This window comes from Streptomyces sp. NPDC012769 (assembly GCF_042901205.1).
GTDB lineage: Bacteria > Actinomycetota > Actinomycetes > Streptomycetales > Streptomycetaceae > Streptomyces.
Genome location: NZ_JBIBCP010000003.1, coordinates 479,673 through 492,492, shown reverse-complemented (window position 1 = coordinate 492,492; position 12,820 = coordinate 479,673). Strand labels below are relative to the sequence as shown.

Here is a 12,820-nt window from a genome sequence, read left to right as displayed (position 1 = left end):
GGGCGGGCCCGGCGTGACGGCGTCGGCGAGGGCCGCGTTGGAGGTGAGCCCCTTGCCCGGTCGTTCCGGGATACGTGCCGGCGGTGAGATCAGCGAGGTCACCCGCCGGTCCTGGGAGGAGGCTCTGTCCGACCTGGCCCGGCAGCACACGGGGGTTTCCTACGTGGAGCTGTCGGACGTCGCCTTCGTCGACGTGGCAGGGGTGACGGCGCTGGCGGTCACGGCCATGGGCCTGCCCGAGGGGCGGATGGTGGTGGAGCACCCTCCACCCCAGTTGCTGCGGGTGCTGGAGATGTTCTGGCCGGACCTGCCGCAGATCGAGGTGGTGCAGCGATGAGCACGGTGAGCACCGAAGAGAGGTTCCTGCACCCCGCCCTGTTCTACCGCACCGAACAGGAGTACACGCGGCAGACGGTGGACTTCCTGCGCAAGGGTCTGGCGAGCGGTGAGCCGCTGGCCGTGGCGGTGCCCGGCCCCCATCTGGAACTGATCAGGGACGGACTGGGCGCGGACGCCCAAGGCGTGCTGTTCCTGGACATGACCGATGTGGGTCGCAACCCGGGGCGGATCATCCCCCGGGTGCTGCGCGGCTTCGCCGACGCCCACCCGCAGGGGCGGGTGCGGATCATCGGCGAGCCGATCTGGGCCGGGCGCAGCGCGGTGGAGTACCCGGCGTGCGCCCAGCACGAGGCCTTGATCAACGCGGCCTTCGAGGGCCGCGCGGTGACGATCCTGTGCCCGTACGACGAGGCGCGGCTGGATCCGCAGGTGATCGCCGACGCGCGCATGACCCACCCCACCCTGATCAGCGACGGCCGTGAGGAGGACAGCGACGCGTACGACTGGGAGGCGGTCGTCTCCAGGTACAACGAGGCGCTGTCGCCCGTGGCCGACTCCGCCGTCTTCGGCTTCGGCGGGGGCGAGCTCCCGGCGGCCCGCCGGTTCGCCGTCGCCCAGGCGACGCGACTCGGCCTGGCGGGGCCGCGTCTTGGCGACGTGGAGCTCGCGGTCGCCGAGCTGACGACGAACAGCGTGGTGCACGGCGGTGGGCGCGGGACGCTGGCGGTCTGGAGCGAGGACGGGTCTCTCGTGTGCGAGATCCGCGACGCCGGCCGGCTGTCCGACCCCCTGGCGGGCCGCCGCCCCCCGCAGCCGGGGCAGATCGGCGGACGGGGCCTCATGCTGGTGCACTACGTGGCCGACCTGGTGCGCGTCCACACGGGCGCCGACGGCACGACGGTCCGCTTCTATCTCGGCCTGTAGCGCGTGCGGGGCGGGTGCCCGGCCGGTGCGACGGCACGCGGAAGGGCCCGGACTCGTCGAGTCCGGGCCCTTCCGCGGACGACCGCTCAGACCATCGGGCCGAAGGGCCCGCCGAGGCCGTAGTAGTGCGTTCCCAGCTGCCGGCGGTAGTCGGGGTCGTCGAGGTGCGTCTCGCGGTGGAACTCGGGGGCGTTCTTGATCTGCTCCTTGGTCCGGTCGACATGGATCGTCCGGTCGTCCGGATCGACCCGCACCACGGCACCGGCCGGGATGAGGACTTCCTTGCCGAAGATCCACACCCCGGTGTCCACGACCAGATAGGCGTCACCGACCGCGTCGGAGTACTTGTCCACCTTCCCGATGCCGCCGTCGATCGCCTCGACCTTGTAGCCGGTCAACTCGGCACCGGCCGGATGGCCGGCGGTCGACTTGTAGCTCCACACGTCCTCAGTCACGCGACACCACTCCTCGGGTTGGCAAGGACGGGAGAGCCGGCGGATCGCTGCGACCCTCCCCTTTCGTGTGCCTTTTCCGTCTGCCCCGCCACCCGGCACGCATTCCCGGCGCGTGGTTTCACGTCCCCCTCACAGAGACCGTGCGTGAAATCCGTGTCCGGGGTTACGAGCGGAAGTACGGCGCCGGTCGGACCGGCGCGACTTCACGGCGGAACCGGTGACGACGCCCAAGGCCTCGTACCTGTTCGTACGACCGTAGACACAGGAGGAACCGATGCTGGACGACTGGCGCGCGCGTGCGGCCTGCCAGGATGCCGACCCCGACCTCTTCTTCCCGGTGGGCACGGGCGCACCGGCACTGGTCCAGGCCGAGGAGGCCAAGGAGATCTGCCGGCACTGCCCCGTGCGCGAGGCGTGCCTGCGCTGGGCGATGGACGACTCCCGCCAGGTGACGGGCGTGTGGGGCGGCCTGCGCGAGGACGAGCGTCAGGCGCTGAAGCGGCGGGTGCGCAGGCGGGCCAACAAGGCGGAATGAACCCCTCGAGGAGGTGCGCGGTGACAGAGAGACGCGCGGTGGCACGGAACGGCCTCACCGGAGGGGGTGGTGAGGCCGTTCCGTAGGCCGTAGGTCCGTAGGCCGTAGGTCCGTAGGCCGTAGGTCCGTAGGCCGTAGGTCCGTAGGCCGTAGGTCCGTAGGCCGTAGGTCCTCCGACGGGTTACGACTGGTCCAGCATGCCCTTGCGCAGCCGTGCCAGATTGCGGGAGAGCAGCCGGGAGACGTGCATCTGGGAGATGCCGAGTTCCTGGCCGATCTCCGCCTGCGTCAGCTCCTCGACGAAGCGCAGATGGAGGATCCGGCGGCTGCGGTCGTCGAGTTGGACGAGCAGCGGCGCGAGGGTGTGGAAGTCCTCGAAGAGCTCGAGCGCGGGGTCCTCCACGCCGATGAACTCGGCGAGGGCCGTGGCGTCGTCCTCGCCGTCGGGGCCGATGGCGGCGTCGAGCGACGCCGAGTTGTAGCCGTTGGCGGCGATCCGCGCCTCGATCACCTCGTCCTCGGAGAGGTTCATCAGGGCCGCCAGCTCCGCCACCGTCGGCGCGCGCCCGAGTCGGGAGCTCAGCTCCTCGGTCGCCTTGGCCAGCTCGACCCGGGCTTCCTGCAGCCGGCGCGGTACGTGGACCGCCCAGGAGGTGTCACGGAAGAAGCGCTTGATCTCGCCGACGATGTAGGGGACGGCGAAGCTGGTGAACTCCACCTCCCGGGACAGGTCGAACCGGTCGATGGCCTTGATCAGACCGATGGTGCCGACCTGGACGATGTCCTCCATCTCGTCGCCACGGGTCCCCCGGAACCTGCCGGCGGCGTAGCGGACGAGGGACATGTTCATCTCGATCAGCGTGTTCCGCACGTACTGGTACTCATGGGTCCCCTCCTCCGTCACCGCCAGCTTGTCGAAGAACACCTTCGACAGCTCGCGCGCGTCCTTCGGAGCGACCTTGCGGGGAGATTCGAGTACGGGAAGGTCCTCCATCCCGGTCTCGACACCAGCCCTCGTCTCCGTCGTCACCTCAGTCGGCACTCTGATGACCTTCCCTCGTCCAATGGCAGCCGTTGCCCCCGTGAGTGGTCCACCTACCCCCACTTCGGCGGCGCATGTCAAAAAAATCTCACCGAGTCGCATCATGTGAGCGAGAGCCGCGCGCGGACGCGCTTCCCTGACCGATACGGCTCCACGCTCACGCTCTCGCAGACCGCCAGCACGATCTCCAGACCGTGCTGCCCGATGCGGTGGGGGTCGTGGGGCCGCGGCACGGGGGCGGCCTCGAGCCGGTCGGCCACCGAGATGTCCAGCGCGTCCTCGAACCGTTCGAGAAGCACCCGACAGGGGCCGGGGGCGTGCCGCACCGCGTTGGTCACCAGCTCGCTCACGACCAGGCGGGCCAGATCGACGCGCTCCCGGGGCACCGGGTCGCCTCCGGCGCCCGGTGCGGCGGTGAGGAACTCGGCCACGAAATCGCGGGCCGCCGCGATCGTCCCGTCTCCCGTGTCGGCGTCCCCGTAGGTCACGCTCGCCGACAGCGACGGCCGACGCACCGCGCCTCTCCTGGTGATCACCTCAACCATCGCCGCTCCTTCCTCCCGGGGCCGCCGTCCTCACCCACCGCCGTACGACCTTCGTACGACCGCCGTACGACCGCAGCGTACGGACGACCTCCCGGGGTGGCCTGCCCCGGAGGCCGTCAGACATCCCTTCGACGGCACGAATTTTTTCTGTCGGAGGGGAAATCGGTGCCCGCTTCCCCACCGGGTTTACCCCCGCGGTTTCCGGTCAGGCGCATATGCGTCAGATGTGCCGAACGGACAAGGAGTGATCGGCTGTGTCCGGTGAGCAGAAGATGAAGGCCAAGGGCGAGCAGACCAAGGGCAAGATCAAGGAGGCGGCCGGGCGGCTGACCGGCGACGAGCGCCTCGAGGAGGAGGGCCGGGCCGAGCAGGCGAAGGGCGACGCGCGCCAGGCCAAGGAGAAGACGAAGGACGCCTTCAAGCACTGACGCACGACCGCTCGACGAGTCGGCCTGTTCCGACCGACTCGTCGAGCCGACTCGTCGAGCGACTCGTCAGGCTGAGAAGGCCGGCACCGCGGAAGCCCCCCTGGGATCCAGGGGGGCTTCCGCCGTCCTCCGCGCCGGGGCGCCCGGTCACGCCCGGAGCAGCCGTTCCGTCACCTCACGGTAGGTCCGCAGGGTGAGCCGGAGCTGCTCGGTGTCGGGACTCACACCGTTCTGTTCGCCGGTCCCCTGCCAGCCCGCTCGGAGCGCGGCGCGGCGGTCCTTGAGGGCGGCGACGAGCTGGTGCTCCGCCGCGTCGAGGACCTCTGCCGCCTCGGTGACCGAGGCCTGGGGCGAGTCGACGAACACCGCCAGGGCGTGGTGCAGGCGCTGTTCGAGGCGGTCGCGTTCGCCGTCGTCGAGCAGCCGGTGGTCGGTCGTGTCCCGTCCGCGCGGTGCGGCGGGGGTCACGGCGGGAGTGTGCGTACGGCTCCCGCCGCTCCGGCCCGTGGCACTGGGGTCCTCGGACGGGACGGTGGACTGCGGCGCCCGCGACAGGGGCGCGACGACCGGCTGTGCGGGGGGCGGGGCGGGCACGGGCGCGGGCGCGGCGCCCGGGGCCCCCGGGGGCGCGGGTTCGTGCCGCGTGGCTCGCTCGGCCTCGCCCGCTGTCCGCTGGTACCGGTGCTCGTGCGGCATCAGGCATCACTTCCCTTCGGCTTGAGGAGGTGTCCGCGGTGCCGGCCGGACGCCGGGCGGGGGCGGGCGGCCTCCGTGGCGGCCGGAGTCCGGGCCGAAGTCCCGGCCGCGGCCGCCGTCAGATCCTCGAACAGGGCACGTGCGTGGACCAGCGCCTCCCGCAACTCCTCCGTGGAGGCCGATGTGGAGTGCACCGCACGTCGTAGCGTGCGCAGCCCCTCCACATGGCGCGGATGGTGCACCGACAGGGCGGCGAGCTGTTCCTCGCGCCGGTCGGGATCGGGGAAGCCCCGGGTCGCGGCGATCCGCGCGAGGAGCTCGTCGGCGTCGGCGACCGCCTGCCGCGGCGCGTCGACGAAGCGCTCCTGGAGCGTGGTCCAGCGGGCCACGTAGTGCTCACGGATCGCCGGTTCGAGCGGCACGGGTCGGATCCCGCCGTACCGCTCGACGCGCTCGCGCAGGTCGTGCCGGGCGGTCTCGTGGTCTCCGCCGTACCGTTCGAGCGTGCGGTCGTACTCGGGACCGAAGCGGCGCTTGAGGGAGCGTGCGCCGCTGTCCGCGCCCGTCCGGGCCCGGATCAGGACACCGGCCGCCAGTAGCACGGCGACCGTCGCCCCGATGATGAGAACTGCGGTCAGGGTCGACATGGCTGCCTTCCTGGAGATGACTCCGGCTGGCTGTTCGTCACTGCTTGTTCGGCGCCTGTCACTTCGGCTTGCCGGTTCTCGGACCCTCAAACCCGACGTCCGTCAGTGGCGCCGGTGCCACTCGCGCAGAGACGCCTCGGGGGCACCATGCCCCCGAGGCGTCGTAGCCTTACGGACGATGCGGCCGCTCCCCGCGGCCGGGCGTTACGGTGGAGGAGACCTCATGGACAGCACCGCCTGGCTCGTCGTGGCCGCCGTCCTGGCCCTCGCGGTGGCGGCCTGCGCGGCCGTTCTCCTCATCCGCGTGCTCCGAACCCGCCGCCTCCTTCAGGACGCCGGCGTCCCACTGCAGTCCAAGGCCCTGTTCTGGTCAGCGGTCGTCTACACCGTCTCCCCGATCGACCTGATCCCGGACCCGGTCTACCTGGACGACATCGGCGTACTCCTCCTCGCCCTGCGGGCGTTGCACGCGGCTGCCGCCAGGAGCGGCGTCGACGCGACGGGGCAGCGCGGTTCGCGCCGCGGCTTCGAGGGAGTCGCGGGGAGTACGAAGGAACCTGGCGGCGCGTAACGGCCCGCCGGGTCAGCAGGGGCCGCTCCACCTCGCCGAGGCCGCGTTGTACCAGATGCTCTCCCCGTATCCGGCGAGGCCGCTGCCCTTGTTGAACGTCAGGTTCGGGGAGGTCGCCTGCCCGTAGCCGTAGCCGGGCGGGATGCAGAAGTAGGCTCCGGTGTAGGACGAGCCCCAGTAGAGGCGGATCCAGTCGCATCCGGAGCACGGGTAACCGTAGTTGCCGACCAGGTAGTTCTTGTTGGTACAGGATCCGAGCGTCGGCGCGTTGCCGACCCACTCGCAGCGGGAACCGTTGTCGCCGTTCCACGCGTAGAACTTGCCGTCCGCGCAGGCGTAGGGCGAGCCGCCGCACGGGTTGCCCGCCGCCGCGGCGGCGGCCGGTGACGAGGTGCCGAGGACCGCGAAACCGACCAGCGCCATGAGCGCGATGAGGTACGTCGAGATGCGTCGCACGAGTCTCCCCCTGTCGTCGTGCCGGCGGGGCGCCGCGCGTGAAGCGCGCCGCCCATCCCGAAGAACGTAGCGATGCCACCGCACAGCGGTAATGCGGCTTTCGGCCAACACGGGGCCGGGCGGGGGTGTCGTGTACCCGCCCGGCCGGGCGTCAGATGGTGGTGGGGGCGGTCTTGTTCGTCGTCGTGCCGTCTTCGTCCTGGGGCTCCGGCGCGGCGGGCTGCGGCGGAGTGGGCGGGGTGCGGACGAGGAGGGCGATCAGGATGGCCAGGGCGCCGAGCACGGCGCCGACGCCGAATCCCCACTGGATGCCGGAGGCGAGTGCGCCGGTGGGGGCGGCGCCGTCGGCTGCGGCCGCGGCGGTCCGTCCCGACATGACGCTGATGACCAGGGCGGTGCCCGCGGCGGCCGAGACCTGCTGGAGCGAGCCCAGGATGGCGGAGCCGTGTGCGTAGAGGTGAGGCGGCAGCACGGAGAGGCCGGAGGTGAAGACCGGGGTGAAGACGAACGCCATACCGGCGCTCAGGGCCACGTGCAGGGCGAGAATCAGCCACGGCGAGGTCTCTTCGCCCGCGAAGGCGAACAGCCCGAGGCACAGCGCGGTGAGTACGGCTCCGGGCACGACCAGGCGCGGTGCGCCGAGCCGGTCGTAGAGCTTGCCGACCTGCGGTCCGAGCAGGCCCATCGTCAGGCCGCCCGGGATGAGCAGCAGGCCGGTCTGCAGCGAGCTCAGGCCGCAGACGTCCTGAAGGTAGATCGGCAGCAGGATGAACGCGCCCATCAGCGCCATGAACGACAGGCACATCAGGCCGAGCGCCACGGAGAAGTGACGATACGTCAGGCTGCGCAGGTCCAGCAGCGGTGTGGACGTGCGCTGCAGTGACAGCTGTCGCCATACGAACAGGCCCACCAGCACGGCACCGACCGCGGTCGTGGCCGACGGCGGCACGGTGGCCTGGTCCGCGTCCGCGGCGCCGAGCCCGCTCAGGCCGTAGACCAGGGCGCCGAAGCCCGCCGCCGACAGGAGGACGGACAGCCAGTCGATCCGGCCCGCCTGCGGCTCGCCGACGTTGACCAGCTGGCGCAGGCCGAATATGGCCATGGCCCCGGCGATGGGCAGCACGGCCAGGAACAGCAGTCGCCATGACCCGAGCTGCAGCAGCACACCGGAGACCGCCGGGCCCAGGGCGGGGGCGACGGAGATGACGAGGGTGATGTTGCCCATGACCCGGCCGCGGTCGTGCGGAGGCACGAGGGTCATCAGCGTCGTCATGAGCAGCGGCATCATGACGGCGGTGCCGCTGGCCTGGATGACGCGGGCGGCCAGCAGCACGGGGAAGGCGGGCGCGGCCGCTGCCAGCGCCGTGCCGGTGAGGAACAGTGCCATGGCCAGGCCGAAGGCGGTCCGGGTCGTCACGCGCTGGAGGAACCACCCCGTCACCGGGATGACGACGGCCATGGTCAGCATGAAGGCCGTGGACAGCCACCCGGCGGCCGCCGCCGTGACCTCGAACTCCCGCATGAGCCGCGGGATCGCGTTGACCATGATCGTCTCGTTGAGCAGCACCACGAACGTGGACAGCACGAGAATCCGCAGCACGGCGGTGACGCGGGCGGGCGAGGGCGTTGGTGTTGCGTTCGGTGCGAGCATGGTGCCTTCCGTCGTGTGAGTGTCCTCCGCGGGGGCGCGACACATTCACAGACCACGGCGGCGGGAAGAACTCATCGGTGTCACCTGATCCTGCCGGTAAGGCCGCCGAGGCTCAAACGATTTTGCCGACCCGGTCCCGACCGCCGGCCCGGATCCTGGAGACAGGTCGGCCGACGCGGCCCGGGGACGACCGCATGGCGAGCCGCCTTCGGTCCACGTAGTGGACGCCCAGGTGGCGGGTCTTACCGGGGAGGCCGGTGAAGTCCCAGGTCAGGGCGGTGCGTACGGCTCGTCAGGTGGCGCAATACTGCGGCAACACCACCGGCGGCGCTCCCCCGGTACGTTCCCTGCCATGCCACCCGAACCCACCCCGTCAGCCGGCCCGGTCGCCGCCGCCCGCCGCCGGCAGCTGCGTGCGGACCGGGCCCGGCAGCTCGCCGACGTGCTGCGCCGCGAGATCCTGGCAGGCGGCTTCCCCGCCGGGATCCTGCCCCTGGAGGACGTGCTCGCCGCCGACTACCGCACCAGCCGCAACACCGTGCGGCAGGCCCTGGACCTGCTGCGCGGCGAGCGCATCGTCGACCGCCAACCGGGCATCGGCACCGTGGTGGTGTGCGAGAAGTACCCGCACGGACTGGACCGCCTCCAGGGCCTGGCCGAGACCCTGCGCGAGCACGGCCGGGTCACCAACGAGGTCCGCACCGTCGGGCCGGTCACCGCCCCCGGCCCGGTGGCTCACCGGCTGGGTCTGCCGGAGCACAGCGACGTGCTCTGTATCGAGCGGCTGCGCCGCCTGAACGGACTGCCGCTGTCCCTGGACCTGTCCTATCTGCCCATGGACGTGGGCGGCGCGCTGCTCGACTGCGACCTGGAGAACACGGATGTCTTCCGGCTCCTGGAGGCGTTGACCGGTGGTCCGCTGGGCCATGCCGAGATCACCCTGGAGGCGGTCAACGCCGACGCGCACTCCGCGGCGGTGCTCCAGGCTCCGCGCGGGGCCGCCGTGCTGATGCTGGAACGGCTGACCCATCTGCCCGACGGCCGGCCGGTGGACCTCGAGTTCATCCGGTTCCGCGGCGACCGCATCACCATGAGCGGCGTGCTGCGCCGCTCCCTCTGACCTTCTCCCCCGGCAGCGCCGACAGGCACCGCATTCCCCCCGTTCCCTTCTCGTTCCCCGCCCTTTCGGGCCTTGGAGACCGCCATGCCTCTTGTTCCTCAGCGCGCGGACGTTCCCGTGACCATCGACGAGTCCCGATGCATCGACGGCTGCACGCTCTGCGTCGACATGTGTCCGCTCGACTCGCTCGCCATCCGCGAGGACAACGGCAAGGCGTACATGCACGTGGACGAGTGCTGGTACTGCGGCCCGTGCGCGGCGCGCTGCCCCACCGGCGCGGTGACCGTCAACATGCCCTACCTGCTCCGGTGAAAGGCCGAACCGCCATGCCCCGCACGAGAATCCGGCTCCTTCCCCTGCTCCCGGCCGCGCTGCTGCTCCCCCTGGCCACCGCCTGCGGCGGCGGCGCGGCAGGCGCCGACTCGTCGACCGTCACCGTGACCGTCGGCTACCAGTCCAAGACCATCAACACCGTCACCGCGGGCACGCTGCTTCGCTCCCTCGGCTACTTCGAGGAGGAGCTGGCGGCCCGCGGGAAGAAGGACGGCGTCACCTACCGGGTCGAGTGGCAGGACTACGCCACCGGCGCCCCCATCACGGCCCAGATGACGGCCGGGAAGATCGACATCGGTTCGATGGGCGACTTCCCGCTGCTGATCAACGCCGCGCGGGGCAGGGAGTTGAAGCAGCCGACGCGACTGGTCGCGGTCACCGGCTACAACCTCCGCGGCGGCCTGAACACCATCGTCACCCGCCCCGGCTCGCCCCTGCGGTCACTGACCGACCTGCGCGGCAAGAAGGTGTCCACGAGCGTCGGTTCGGCCGCCGACGGCACTCTGGTCAGGGCCCTCCGCCAGGCCGGCATCGACCCGGACAAGGACGTCCGCAAGCTCAACCAGCAGCCCAGCGTGGGCGCGTCGGCCCTGGCGGCCGGCAGCGTCGACGTGCTCTCCCAGTTCGTCGCCTGGCCAGGGAAGCTGGCGTTCGAGGGCAAGGCCACGGCCCTGTACGACGGGGCGGAGCTGAACCTGCCCACCTTCCACGGTGTCACCGTCCGGGAGAAGTTCGCCGAGGAGCGGGGTGGGATCCTCGACGACTTCCTCCGAGCTCAGCGGCGGGCCACCGATCATCTGCGCGCCCATCCCGTGGCGGCGGCCGAGTCGGTGGCGAAGGTGACCGGGCTGCCGGCCGAGGTGGTCTACCTCTACAACGGCGCCCACGGCATCGCCACCTTCGACCCGGAGCTCCGCCCCGAGCTGATCGCCGCGCTGAAGAAGGACGTGCCGGTGCTGAAATCCGCCGGGCTGGTGCGTGACGTCGACGTGGACGCCTTCGTCGACCCGGCACCGCTGAACAGGGCCGTCACGTCCCCCTCGTACCCGGTGGCCACCGCCGCCAGGTCCGAACTGTGGCCGAAGGGCGCGAGCACCACGCGCACCTTCGAAAGCCCCGAGGCGTTGCTGAAGGCCGTCAAGGGCGCGGACGTCCGGGCCGCGTACGTGCCGGACGCGGTGACCGGGACCCTCTGGTTCGCCGACCGGGCGGTCTGGGTCGCGGACGGCACCGAACTTCGCGCGTTCGTCACCCGGGCCGGCGCCGAGAGGTACGCCGCCGGGCGCCCCGGGGCCCGGATCATCCGATACGCGGACGCCCTGAGGCTGGCGTCATGAGCGCGGGCCGCACGGGGACGGCCCGCACGAGCCTCGGCCGCCGACTGCTCCGTGTCTCCTCGCTGGCCGCGGCGCTCGGGCTGTGGCAGCTGCTGACTTCACTGGACGTCAGTCTCTGGCTGCGGTTCGAGCAGTTCCCCACGGTCGGCGAGGTGGCCGCCGCCTTCGCCGACCGGGTCGGCACCGGCCCGTACTGGCAGGACCTGGGCCACAGTCTGCGCCGCATCGTGCTGGGCTTCCTGCTGGCCGCGGTGCTGGGGGTGGCGGTCGGCACGGCCGTCGCCCGGTCCCGGTGGGCCGCCGACCTGCTGGGGCCGCTCGTGGAGGTGGTGCGGCCGGTGCCGGCCATCGCCCTGGTCCCGGTCGCCATCCTGCTGCTGCCCACCAACGAGCAGGGCATCGTGTTCATCACCTTCACCGCCGCCTTCTTCCCGGTGCTGGTGTCGACCCGGCACGCCGTGCGGGCTCTCACCCCCGTCTGGGAGGAAGCCGTGCTCACCATGGGCGGTGGCCGGCTGCGGGTGCTTTTCTCGGTGGTGCTGCCGGGCGCTCTCCCGGGCGTCTTCGGGGGCCTGTCGGTAGGCATCGGCGTCTCGTGGATCTGTGTGATCTCCGCCGAGATGATCTCCGGTGAGTACGGGGTGGGCTACCGCACCTGGCAGGAGTACACGATCGTCGACTACCCCGGCGTGTTCGTCGGGATGGCCACCATCGGCGTCCTCGGCTGGCTCACCTCGACCACGGTGGAGGTCATAGGCCGCCACGCCACCTCCTGGCTGCCCCGCCCGGCCGCACGGGGCGCCGCCGGATCCCCGCGCCCGTCGTTCCGCCGGGCCGCCACCACGGTCCGTAGCGCCGCATCAGCCCGTACCGCCGCCTCGGCCCCAACCGCCGCCGGCGCCCGCGGACCCGCCTCCCCGGTCCGCACCACCGTCGCCCGGAAGGAGCCGGTCCGGTGAGCATCGCACCCACGCCCGAGCCGCCCGCCACGCCCTCTCCGCCCGCCGGTGCCGCACTCGCCCTGGACGGCGTGCGGCTCGGCCACCCGGACGGCGCCGCCGTGCCCGGCACCGTCACGCTGCGGATCGCACCGGGCGAACTGCTGGCCGTCGTCGGGCCTTCCGGCTGCGGCAAGTCCACCCTGCTGCGTACCCTCGCCGGGCTGCTGCCCCCACTGGACGGACAGGTCACCCAGGACGGCGAGCCGATCGGACGGCCCGCCGCCGACCGGGCGCTGGTCTTCCAGCACGACGCCCTGCTGCCCTGGCGGACCGTCCGTGCCAACGTCGAACTGCCGCTGGCGATCCGCAAGGTCCCCCGGGTCGAGCGACGGCGTGTCGCGGACGACTGGCTGGACCGGGTCGGCCTGGGCGGGCACGCCCACAAGCTGCCGCACCAGCTGTCCGGCGGACAGCGGCAGCGCGTGCAACTGGCCCGCGCCCTGGCCGGCCGGCCCCGAGCCGTCCTGATGGACGAGCCCTTCGGCGCGCTCGACGCGCACACCCGCGCCGGGATGCAGGACCTGCTGGTGGAGATCCTGCGGGGCACCGGCGCCACCGTCGTCTTCGTGACCCACGACGTGGACGAGGCCCTGCACCTCGGCGACCGGGTCCTCCTGCTGGGCGCCGGACAGGTGCTGGATGTGCGCCACCCGCGTGAGCGCGAGGCCCAGCACGCCCCCGCCACGGCCGAGCTGCGCCGCCGCATCCTCGAGTCCCTCTGACCCTCCGCACGAAACCAT

At 71.8% G+C, this 12,820-nt stretch carries 17 protein-coding genes; 10 read left to right on the top strand and 7 right to left on the bottom strand.

The features are described 5' to 3' along the window. Positions 1–43 precede the first annotated feature (43 nt). Both ACFY7C_RS17480 and ACFY7C_RS17475 read left to right on the top strand, forming a co-directional pair. Positions 44–337, top strand: a complete 294-nt coding sequence (locus ACFY7C_RS17480; RefSeq protein WP_389652715.1) for an STAS domain-containing protein — start codon at positions 44–46, stop codon at positions 335–337. After that, positions 334–1,263, top strand: a complete 930-nt coding sequence (locus ACFY7C_RS17475; RefSeq protein ID WP_389650669.1) for an anti-sigma factor RsbA family regulatory protein — start codon at positions 334–336, stop codon at positions 1,261–1,263. Before ACFY7C_RS17480 ends, ACFY7C_RS17475 begins: the two co-directional genes overlap by 4 nt. Before the next feature lie 86 nt (positions 1,264–1,349). Here ACFY7C_RS17475 and ACFY7C_RS17470 read toward each other — a convergent pair whose 3' ends face one another. Continuing rightward, positions 1,350–1,718, bottom strand: a complete 369-nt coding sequence (locus tag ACFY7C_RS17470) for a PRC-barrel domain containing protein (protein ID WP_389650666.1) — start codon at positions 1,716–1,718, stop codon at positions 1,350–1,352. Between the two features lie 277 nt (positions 1,719–1,995). Here ACFY7C_RS17470 and ACFY7C_RS17465 point away from each other — a divergent pair, with 277 nt between their 5' ends. Next, on the top strand, positions 1,996–2,253 hold the full coding sequence (locus ACFY7C_RS17465) for a WhiB family transcriptional regulator (protein WP_389652713.1): 258 nt from the start codon (positions 1,996–1,998) through the stop codon (positions 2,251–2,253). 181 nt (positions 2,254–2,434) lie between these two features. Here the strand turns inward: ACFY7C_RS17465 and ACFY7C_RS17460 are convergent, their stop codons facing one another. Next, entirely contained in the window at positions 2,435–3,247 is an 813-nt protein-coding gene (locus ACFY7C_RS17460; protein ID WP_389652710.1) for an RNA polymerase sigma factor SigF, read from the bottom strand. Between the two features lie 149 nt (positions 3,248–3,396). Beyond that, entirely contained in the window at positions 3,397–3,840 is a 444-nt protein-coding gene (locus ACFY7C_RS17455) for an ATP-binding protein (RefSeq protein ID WP_389650663.1), read from the bottom strand. Between the two features lie 254 nt (positions 3,841–4,094). Between ACFY7C_RS17455 and ACFY7C_RS17450 the strand changes: the two genes are divergently transcribed. Further along, positions 4,095–4,268, top strand: a complete 174-nt coding sequence (locus tag ACFY7C_RS17450) for a CsbD family protein (protein WP_389650660.1) — start codon at positions 4,095–4,097, stop codon at positions 4,266–4,268. 147 nt (positions 4,269–4,415) lie between these two features. Here the strand turns inward: ACFY7C_RS17450 and ACFY7C_RS17445 are convergent, their stop codons facing one another. Continuing rightward, the gene (locus ACFY7C_RS17445) at positions 4,416–4,736 is read right to left on the bottom strand and encodes a hypothetical protein (protein WP_389650657.1); all 321 of its coding nucleotides are present in this window, start codon (positions 4,734–4,736) and stop codon (positions 4,416–4,418) included. Positions 4,737–4,963: 227 nt separating this feature from the next. Continuing rightward, positions 4,964–5,611, bottom strand: coding sequence for a hypothetical protein (locus ACFY7C_RS17440; protein ID WP_389650654.1), 648 nt, complete (start codon positions 5,609–5,611; stop codon positions 4,964–4,966). A 223-nt stretch (positions 5,612–5,834) separates the two neighbouring features. On the opposite strand from ACFY7C_RS17440, the gene ACFY7C_RS17435 reads away from it, so the two are divergent. Beyond that, positions 5,835–6,182 carry a YkvA family protein gene (locus tag ACFY7C_RS17435; protein ID WP_389650651.1) on the top strand — a complete coding sequence of 116 codons (348 nt, stop codon included), beginning with the start codon at positions 5,835–5,837 and terminating at the stop codon, positions 6,180–6,182. Positions 6,183–6,194: 12 nt separating this feature from the next. On the opposite strand, the gene ACFY7C_RS17430 is transcribed toward ACFY7C_RS17435, so the two are convergent. Then, positions 6,195–6,638, bottom strand: a complete 444-nt coding sequence (locus ACFY7C_RS17430; protein WP_389650647.1) for a hypothetical protein — start codon at positions 6,636–6,638, stop codon at positions 6,195–6,197. A 151-nt stretch (positions 6,639–6,789) separates the two neighbouring features. Beyond that, a complete protein-coding gene (locus tag ACFY7C_RS17425; protein ID WP_389650644.1) occupies positions 6,790–8,289 on the bottom strand; it encodes a DHA2 family efflux MFS transporter permease subunit in 1,500 nt (499 codons plus the stop codon). Positions 8,290–8,641: 352 nt separating this feature from the next. Between ACFY7C_RS17425 and ACFY7C_RS17420 the strand changes: the two genes are divergently transcribed. From ACFY7C_RS17420 to ACFY7C_RS17400, 5 genes are all read left to right on the top strand, one after another. Then, positions 8,642–9,409, top strand: a complete 768-nt coding sequence (locus tag ACFY7C_RS17420) for a GntR family transcriptional regulator (RefSeq protein ID WP_389650641.1) — start codon at positions 8,642–8,644, stop codon at positions 9,407–9,409. 84 nt (positions 9,410–9,493) lie between these two features. Further along, on the top strand, positions 9,494–9,721 hold the full coding sequence (locus ACFY7C_RS17415; protein WP_226733182.1) for a ferredoxin family protein: 228 nt from the start codon (positions 9,494–9,496) through the stop codon (positions 9,719–9,721). 14 nt (positions 9,722–9,735) lie between these two features. Further along, positions 9,736–11,079 (top strand): ABC transporter substrate-binding protein, encoded by a 1,344-nt coding sequence (locus ACFY7C_RS17410; protein ID WP_389650638.1) that lies wholly within the window; start codon positions 9,736–9,738, stop codon positions 11,077–11,079. Then, positions 11,076–12,038 carry an ABC transporter permease gene (locus ACFY7C_RS17405; RefSeq protein ID WP_389650635.1) on the top strand — a complete coding sequence of 321 codons (963 nt, stop codon included), beginning with the start codon at positions 11,076–11,078 and terminating at the stop codon, positions 12,036–12,038. The genes ACFY7C_RS17410 and ACFY7C_RS17405 overlap by 4 nt, the downstream gene beginning before the upstream one ends. Next, positions 12,035–12,802 carry an ABC transporter ATP-binding protein gene (locus tag ACFY7C_RS17400; protein ID WP_389650632.1) on the top strand — a complete coding sequence of 256 codons (768 nt, stop codon included), beginning with the start codon at positions 12,035–12,037 and terminating at the stop codon, positions 12,800–12,802. Before ACFY7C_RS17405 ends, ACFY7C_RS17400 begins: the two co-directional genes overlap by 4 nt. Positions 12,803–12,820: the final 18 nt, after the last annotated feature.

What these genes read in the sequence shown, in the direction of transcription:
- ACFY7C_RS17475 (WP_389650669.1), top strand. Translation starts at nt 334, where the DNA reads ATGAGCACGGTGAGCACCGAAGAGAGGTTCCTGCACCCCGCCCTGTTC.
- ACFY7C_RS17460 (WP_389652710.1), bottom strand. Translation starts at nt 3,247, where the DNA reads ATGGAGGACCTTCCCGTACTCGAATCTCCCCGCAAGGTCGCTCCGAAG.
- ACFY7C_RS17455 (WP_389650663.1), bottom strand. Translation starts at nt 3,840, where the DNA reads ATGGTTGAGGTGATCACCAGGAGAGGCGCGGTGCGTCGGCCGTCGCTG.
- ACFY7C_RS17440 (WP_389650654.1), bottom strand. Translation starts at nt 5,611, where the DNA reads ATGTCGACCCTGACCGCAGTTCTCATCATCGGGGCGACGGTCGCCGTG.
- ACFY7C_RS17435 (WP_389650651.1), top strand. Translation starts at nt 5,835, where the DNA reads ATGGACAGCACCGCCTGGCTCGTCGTGGCCGCCGTCCTGGCCCTCGCG.
- ACFY7C_RS17425 (WP_389650644.1), bottom strand. Translation starts at nt 8,289, where the DNA reads ATGCTCGCACCGAACGCAACACCAACGCCCTCGCCCGCCCGCGTCACC.
- ACFY7C_RS17420 (WP_389650641.1), top strand. Translation starts at nt 8,642, where the DNA reads ATGCCACCCGAACCCACCCCGTCAGCCGGCCCGGTCGCCGCCGCCCGC.
- ACFY7C_RS17415 (WP_226733182.1), top strand. Translation starts at nt 9,494, where the DNA reads ATGCCTCTTGTTCCTCAGCGCGCGGACGTTCCCGTGACCATCGACGAG.
- ACFY7C_RS17410 (WP_389650638.1), top strand. Translation starts at nt 9,736, where the DNA reads ATGCCCCGCACGAGAATCCGGCTCCTTCCCCTGCTCCCGGCCGCGCTG.
- ACFY7C_RS17405 (WP_389650635.1), top strand. Translation starts at nt 11,076, where the DNA reads ATGAGCGCGGGCCGCACGGGGACGGCCCGCACGAGCCTCGGCCGCCGA.